Origin of the sequence: Mucilaginibacter terrae, from assembly GCF_042679325.1 — a bacterium.
In the GTDB taxonomy this organism is placed as follows: Bacteria; Bacteroidota; Bacteroidia; order Sphingobacteriales; family Sphingobacteriaceae; genus Mucilaginibacter; species Mucilaginibacter terrae.
In genome coordinates, this window is sequence record NZ_JBHTMJ010000022.1 from 34,569 (window position 1) to 40,568 (window position 6,000).

Below are 6,000 nucleotides of genomic sequence, written 5' to 3' on the forward strand. Positions count from 1 at the left end.
TTTACATTTTACACTATGGGAGTGGATAGAATTTCTGATTGGATGTTTGCTGCAGGTAATTTTCTACATAACGGATTCAAAGATGCAGATGGGTTATGGTCTAATATGCAACAACAAATGATCAATTATGTTAACACACATGGCGGCCAGGCAGATTTTTACGATAACAAGCATACAATTGCAAGACCTGATTGGGATGCAGTAAAAGAATATTTGCAGGGAGATATAGATTTAGCACAACTTAAGCAAAAACTAGGATGTTGATTTTAAGAAAAGTGCTAAAATCTTTTTTTTTAATAATTACTTTAGGATTTTTTGGTGGTTGGTTATCACATATCATACATCCTATACTTTACGATCCTGTATTATACCCAGATGAGGGTATAATATTTAGCTTGATAATGGGATTAGTAATAACATTCATAACATACTATACTTTAATAATTTTAAAAAAATCAAATAATTACTTCAAACGATCAAGTAATTTAAAAAATGGTGTTCATGCTGTGGCTATTACTTTGATTATATTTTTATTGATTTGCTGGATAACATTTGGCATAAATATGACAGGATTACTGCTTTATGTATCAAGTTTTAGTTTAGTTAATTTTTTTATGCCTTATTTAAATATGTATTTTGATAAAATATTTCAATTATAAATTCAACTTATTATTAAGCTCCCCGCTGTTCGTAGACTTCCATCTACGAAATACAATGCCTGTAGTCTGCAACTACATCACCCGAAAAAAACAAAACAGCGTTCACGAAAGCGTTCATAAACCGTTTATAAGTGTTCACTCGTGAACACTTATTGATCAATTTTCAACAAAAATAACTGTTCCCGGCTAATGCATAAATGAAGAATAACGTGGAAAAACGCGGTTTTTTGAAGTTTTAAAGAATAAATGCAGAGCCTAAACGGCACTTTCCCCGTGAACACTTTAACGGTATTTACCCAGTTCTATTAAACCATGAGCCGATATAGTCACCGCACCTCTCCCATCCCACCGTCACAATTCAACATCAGCATATCTTCACATTCGCACATCTGCACATCAATCCCTATCTTTGCGGCCATAAAATATACCCTATGTTAAAAGGATTTTTTAATGTGCCCGAACCTGTAAACGAGCCGGTTTTAAACTACGCACCGGGCAGTGCCGAGCGTACCGCTTTAAAAGCCGCTTTAGAGGCTGGCCGTGCGCAGCAAATTGATATACCCCTATACATTGGCGGCGAGGAAGTACGCACCGGCAAAACGCTGGAAGTTCGTCCCCCGCACAATCATCAGCATGTGTTGGCCACTTACCACGAGGGTGATGCGAGCCACGTGCATGCCGCTATCGACGCCGCTTTAGCTGCCAAAGAACAATGGGAAACTATGCCCTGGGAGCAACGCGCCGCTATATTTTTAAAAGCTGCCGATTTGCTGGCCGGTCCGTACCGTGCCAAAATTAACGCCGCTACCATGCTGGGCCAATCGAAAAATGCTTATCAGGCCGAAATTGATGCCGCCTGCGAGTTTATCGATTTCCTGCGTTACAATGTACATTTCATGACGCAGATCTATGCCGAGCAACCACAATCGGCCAAGGGGGTTTGGAACCGTTTGGAGCAACGCCCGTTGGAAGGTTTTGTGTTTGCCATTACACCTTTCAATTTTACGGCTATTGCCGGTAACCTGTGCGCCGCTCCTGCTTTAATGGGTAACGTGGTAGTTTGGAAACCAGCCCCCACGCAAATTTATGCCGCTAATGTAATTATGCAGGTATTCATCGAAGCGGGTTTACCTGCCGGTGTTATTAACATGATTAGTGTGGACGGTCCCGTAGCCGGCGATATTATATTTAGTCACCCGCAGTTTGCCGGTCTGCACTTTACAGGCTCTACCCACGTGTTTCAACACCTGTGGAAAACCATTGGCAACAATATAAACCTATACAAAAGCTACCCGCGCATTGTGGGCGAAACCGGTGGTAAAGACTTTGTGCTGGCCCACCCAAGCGCCAATGCCGAGGTGGTGAGCGTAGCCTTAACCCGCGGCGCGTTTGAATACCAGGGACAAAAATGTTCAGCGGCTTCACGCGCTTACATCCCCGCTTCGTTGTGGCCTGCGGTTAAAGAAAAACTACAGCGCGATTTAGCCGGCATTAAGGTTGGCCCGGTTGAAAACTTTGAAAACTTTGTAAACGCTGTAATTACCGAAGCTTCTTTCGATAAGCTGGCTAAATACATCGACGAAGCCAAAGCCAATCCTGAAGTTGAAATTATTGCCGGTGGCACATATGACAAATCGGTAGGTTACTTTGTTGACCCAACCGTTATACAAGTGCAAGACCCATATTATGTAACCATGTGTGAGGAATTATTTGGCCCGGTATTAACCGTTTATGTGTACGAAGATGAGCAGTTTGAAGAAGTGATGAATATCATCGATAATACATCGCCTTACGCCTTAACAGGTTCAATTTTGTCGCAAAACCGTTATGCCATTGCCCGCGCAACATACCGCTTACGCAATGCAGCCGGTAACTTTTACGTAAACGACAAACCAACCGGTGCCGTAGTTGGTCAGCAGCCTTTTGGCGGCGCACGTGGCTCGGGTACTAACGATAAGGCCGGTTCTATGCTGAACCTGCTGCGCTGGGTATCTCCACGCACCATCAAAGAAACCTTCGACCCACCCAAAGATTATACTTACCCGTTTTTGGGGAAAGAGTAATTGGTTTTTAAAGTGATAGTGACGGCGGAGAGTAGCAGTAACGAGATGCAGTGGCAATTTAACAGAATAAGTTTTTTTTGATATAATAGGGTTGACTAAAATCATTTGTTCAGCGGCATTAGGGCATATATTTTGCCCTAATGCCAAAATAATATTGTGTGGCAGAAGTGGGGTGCTGTTATACAGCAGCAGCAACAACAACAGGCAAAGTAAACACAAAGCGGCTGCCTTCGCCCATGGCACTTTCCACCCATATATTTCCCTGCTGGGCTTCAATAAAATCTTTAGATATAGCCAAACCTAAACCTGAGCCTGATTTGTTTTGACCATCGGTTGGAACCTGGAAATAACGGTCGAACAAACGTTTTTGGTACTGCTGATCAATTCCCTTACCAAAGTCTTTCACCGAAAATTCAACCATTCGGTTTCGCACCTGCACACTAACAATAATTTTAGATTTTTCGGAACTGTAGCGTAACGCGTTCGACAAAAAGTTGACCATTACCCAAGCCGTTTTTTCTACATCGGCCTGCACTTGCGGCAATTGACCATCTTTAACCATTTCTATATTCACACCTTTTTGTTCGGCTTGAAATTTAACCGAGGTAATGGCATAATCTAATATCTGCAAGGGATCAACCGGTATAAAATTCAATTGTATATTGCCTGTTTCCACTTGCGATAACTCCAGCAACTCACTTGTTATTTTAAGCAAACGCGCGCTATCATCTTCAATATGCGCTATTAACTGCTGTTGCTCATTATTCATGGAACCTACCCTACTATCATTTAAGAGTTTAAGGCTCATTTTTATAGAGGAAATAGGCGTTTTCAACTCGTGCGATATAGTGGCGATAAAGTTGGTTTTAGCCTCGTCGCGTTCTTTAAACTCGGTAATATTACGCAGCACATAAACCTTACCTGCCGATTTTGTGGCTATTTTTACTGCTCCTTCCTGCTTATCGAGGTTGGGTACAAATATATCCCGGCTTTGCAGCTGAAAGTGCGATTCTTTTCCGTCTAATACAATCTTAAAAGGTTTTATAGCCGAAGCATTACTCATTATAGACCGGAAAAGATCATTATTCTGCACCAGCTTCTGTGTGTTTTCTCCCACTATTCTATCCTGGGTTATGTTGAGCACCTTGCGGGCAGCATCGTTAATAAATAATACTTCCTGTTTTTCGTTAATACCAAAAATAGCATCCTGCATTTGCTCAATAATGGTTTCAATACGCCGCTTTTCAGATAGCACGGTGGCCAGGTTAGTGTTTTCCCATTCGTTTAACCGCGCGGCCATATCGTTAAAGGCACCTGCTACCTCGGCAAATTCATCATCCTGGTCAAAATGCAGGCGCTTACTGTAATTCTTTTCACTGATTTCGCGGATACCTTCTAATAAGGCACGAAGCGGATTAGCTATAAAACCCGGGAAGTTCACACTGAAACTAAACAGTACCAAAAAGGTAAATGTACCGGCAAAACCAAGTATAAGGCTTGCCCTGTTTACCGATGCCCGGGCCGCATCATTTTTGCGCACAATAGCCTGCATGTTCAGCAACTCTATCTGTCGCAGGTGTTTTCGCACCTGTTTTTCAGATCCTTGTTTTTCGGTTATACCGGCTTGCTGCCGGTTTAAACTAATAAAAGCCTTGCGCAATAAAAACACGGCTTCTTTTTCACCTTTTTCGGTAATGTTGTTTTCTTCTTTTACCAGTTGCTCGTTAAACTTAGTTATAACGGCTGGCGAAAGCGGCAAATCATTTTCATCGAGCAGGGTGCGCATTTCTCGGGTATAGCTCAGGGTTTCATAATTATCTTTGAGAATAACTTTAGCATTTTTAGAGATCTCCTGAATGTAATAAATAGCTATAGCTCCAAAGAACAAAACAACAATGAACAGGAAGCCGAATCCTAACCGGAGTTTGGTTTTTATTTTCATGATAGTATTACTAAATCGGTATCTGTAGATGCCAGTTTGCGGAGCAATTCATTAAACACCGCGGTTCTTAAAATTACTTGAAATAAGCTCAAGTGGGGCTTGCCTATACAAATAGTGGTTATTTCGCGCTCTTCGGCTATTTGCATAATGGTTTGTGTGATCTGGTCGCTTTTTAGTTTCACTACCTCGGCACCCAGTTCGGTTGCCAGTTTAAAATTATTAATTAAATGCCGCTGTTTATCCAGCTTTATTTTATCGAGGCTTTCGCTACTGCTTTGCACATACAGTACCACCCAGGGCGACCGGTAGTATGACGCCAGCCTTGCCGTTTTACGGATCACGATCTTAGCTGTTTCGGAGTTGGAAGAAATACAGGCCAAAAACTTTTCAGATCGAAGCTTAATTTGCTTAGGTACCTCATTATCTATTTTACGTTCAAGGTGGTGAGCTACTTCTTTTAAAGCCATTTCCCTCAGCTGCAAAATCTTGTCGCTTTGAAAAAAGTTTTGCAGCGCCAGGTTAATCTTACTTTTATCGTAAATCTTGCCATCGCGCAGGCGGTCTATCAGTTCATCGGCGGTAAGGTCGATGTTCACTATTTCGTCGGCAAGTTGCAGTACCTTATCAGGGATACGCTCGGTAATCGTGATTCCGGTAATATCTTCTACTTCCTCATTCAAACTTTCGAGGTGTTGAATATTGACAGCAGTAATTACGCTTATACCGGTTTCCAGCAGGTCAAGTACATCCTGCCAGCGCTTACCATTCTTACTGCCTTCAATATTAGTATGGGCCAGTTCGTCTACAATAACCACTTCGGGGTGACGGTTGAGGATGGTTTGCAGATCCATTTCCTCCAGTTCTTTGCCTTTATAAAAAGTTTTACGCCGTGCAATTAACGGTAACCCATCCAGCAGGGCATGAGTTTCGGTACGGTTGTGAGTTTCAATGTAGCCAATTTGGATACCAATACCATTACGCTGCAGGGCATGTGCCTCTTGCAGCATACGGTAAGTTTTACCCACCCCGGCACTCATGCCAATGTAGATTTTAAGTTTTCCACGCCTCGATTTTTTAACCAGGTCGATAAAATTCTTAACAGAATTGTCCTTATGTTCTTCTTCGGGCATTAGCTTTAAAACTTCGTATTTGTTTAAAAAACTTCATATTTCCTTATTTTTTTTCAGCTGTTTAAGGAAACAGCCTTGAACAAATGAAACGTGTGAAAAAATGAGGTATCAAAATTTCACTACGCTTCATCGGGACCTCAAAATTATTTTAGTTTTGCTTAAAATGCATACACCGCAGCGAATAAAAACTGACCCGCCGATTTGCT

Annotated in this window: 5 protein-coding genes; 3 read left to right on the plus strand and 2 right to left on the minus strand. The window is 41.9% G+C overall.

Annotation, left to right across the window (positions count from 1 at the left end):
• Positions 1 to 15 precede the first annotated feature (15 nt).
• The 3 genes from ACFQ3S_RS19590 to pruA all read left to right on the plus strand — a co-directional run bounded on the left by ACFQ3S_RS19590 (position 16) and on the right by pruA (position 2,722).
• Complete coding sequence (locus ACFQ3S_RS19590; protein ID WP_377167856.1) at positions 16 to 264, plus strand: hypothetical protein; 249 nt, start codon at positions 16 to 18, stop codon at positions 262 to 264.
• Positions 258 to 659 carry a hypothetical protein gene (locus tag ACFQ3S_RS19595; RefSeq protein WP_377167859.1) on the plus strand — a complete coding sequence of 134 codons (402 nt, stop codon included), beginning with the start codon at positions 258 to 260 and terminating at the stop codon, positions 657 to 659. The genes ACFQ3S_RS19590 and ACFQ3S_RS19595 overlap by 7 nt, the downstream gene beginning before the upstream one ends.
• Before the next feature lie 431 nt (positions 660 to 1,090).
• On the plus strand, positions 1,091 to 2,722 hold the full coding sequence (gene pruA, locus ACFQ3S_RS19600) for an L-glutamate gamma-semialdehyde dehydrogenase (protein WP_377167862.1): 1,632 nt from the start codon (positions 1,091 to 1,093) through the stop codon (positions 2,720 to 2,722).
• A gap of 178 nt (positions 2,723 to 2,900) precedes the next feature.
• Here the strand turns inward: pruA and ACFQ3S_RS19605 are convergent, their stop codons facing one another.
• Together ACFQ3S_RS19605 and ACFQ3S_RS19610 are read right to left on the minus strand one after the other, a co-directional pair.
• Positions 2,901 to 4,664 carry a HAMP domain-containing sensor histidine kinase gene (locus ACFQ3S_RS19605; protein WP_377167865.1) on the minus strand — a complete coding sequence of 588 codons (1,764 nt, stop codon included), beginning with the start codon at positions 4,662 to 4,664 and terminating at the stop codon, positions 2,901 to 2,903.
• Positions 4,661 to 5,794: a sensor protein KdpD gene (locus ACFQ3S_RS19610; protein WP_377167869.1), complete on the minus strand. Its 1,134-nt coding sequence runs from the start codon at positions 5,792 to 5,794 to the stop codon at positions 4,661 to 4,663. Before ACFQ3S_RS19610 ends, ACFQ3S_RS19605 begins: the two co-directional genes overlap by 4 nt.
• Between the last annotated feature and the right edge of the window lie 206 nt (positions 5,795 to 6,000).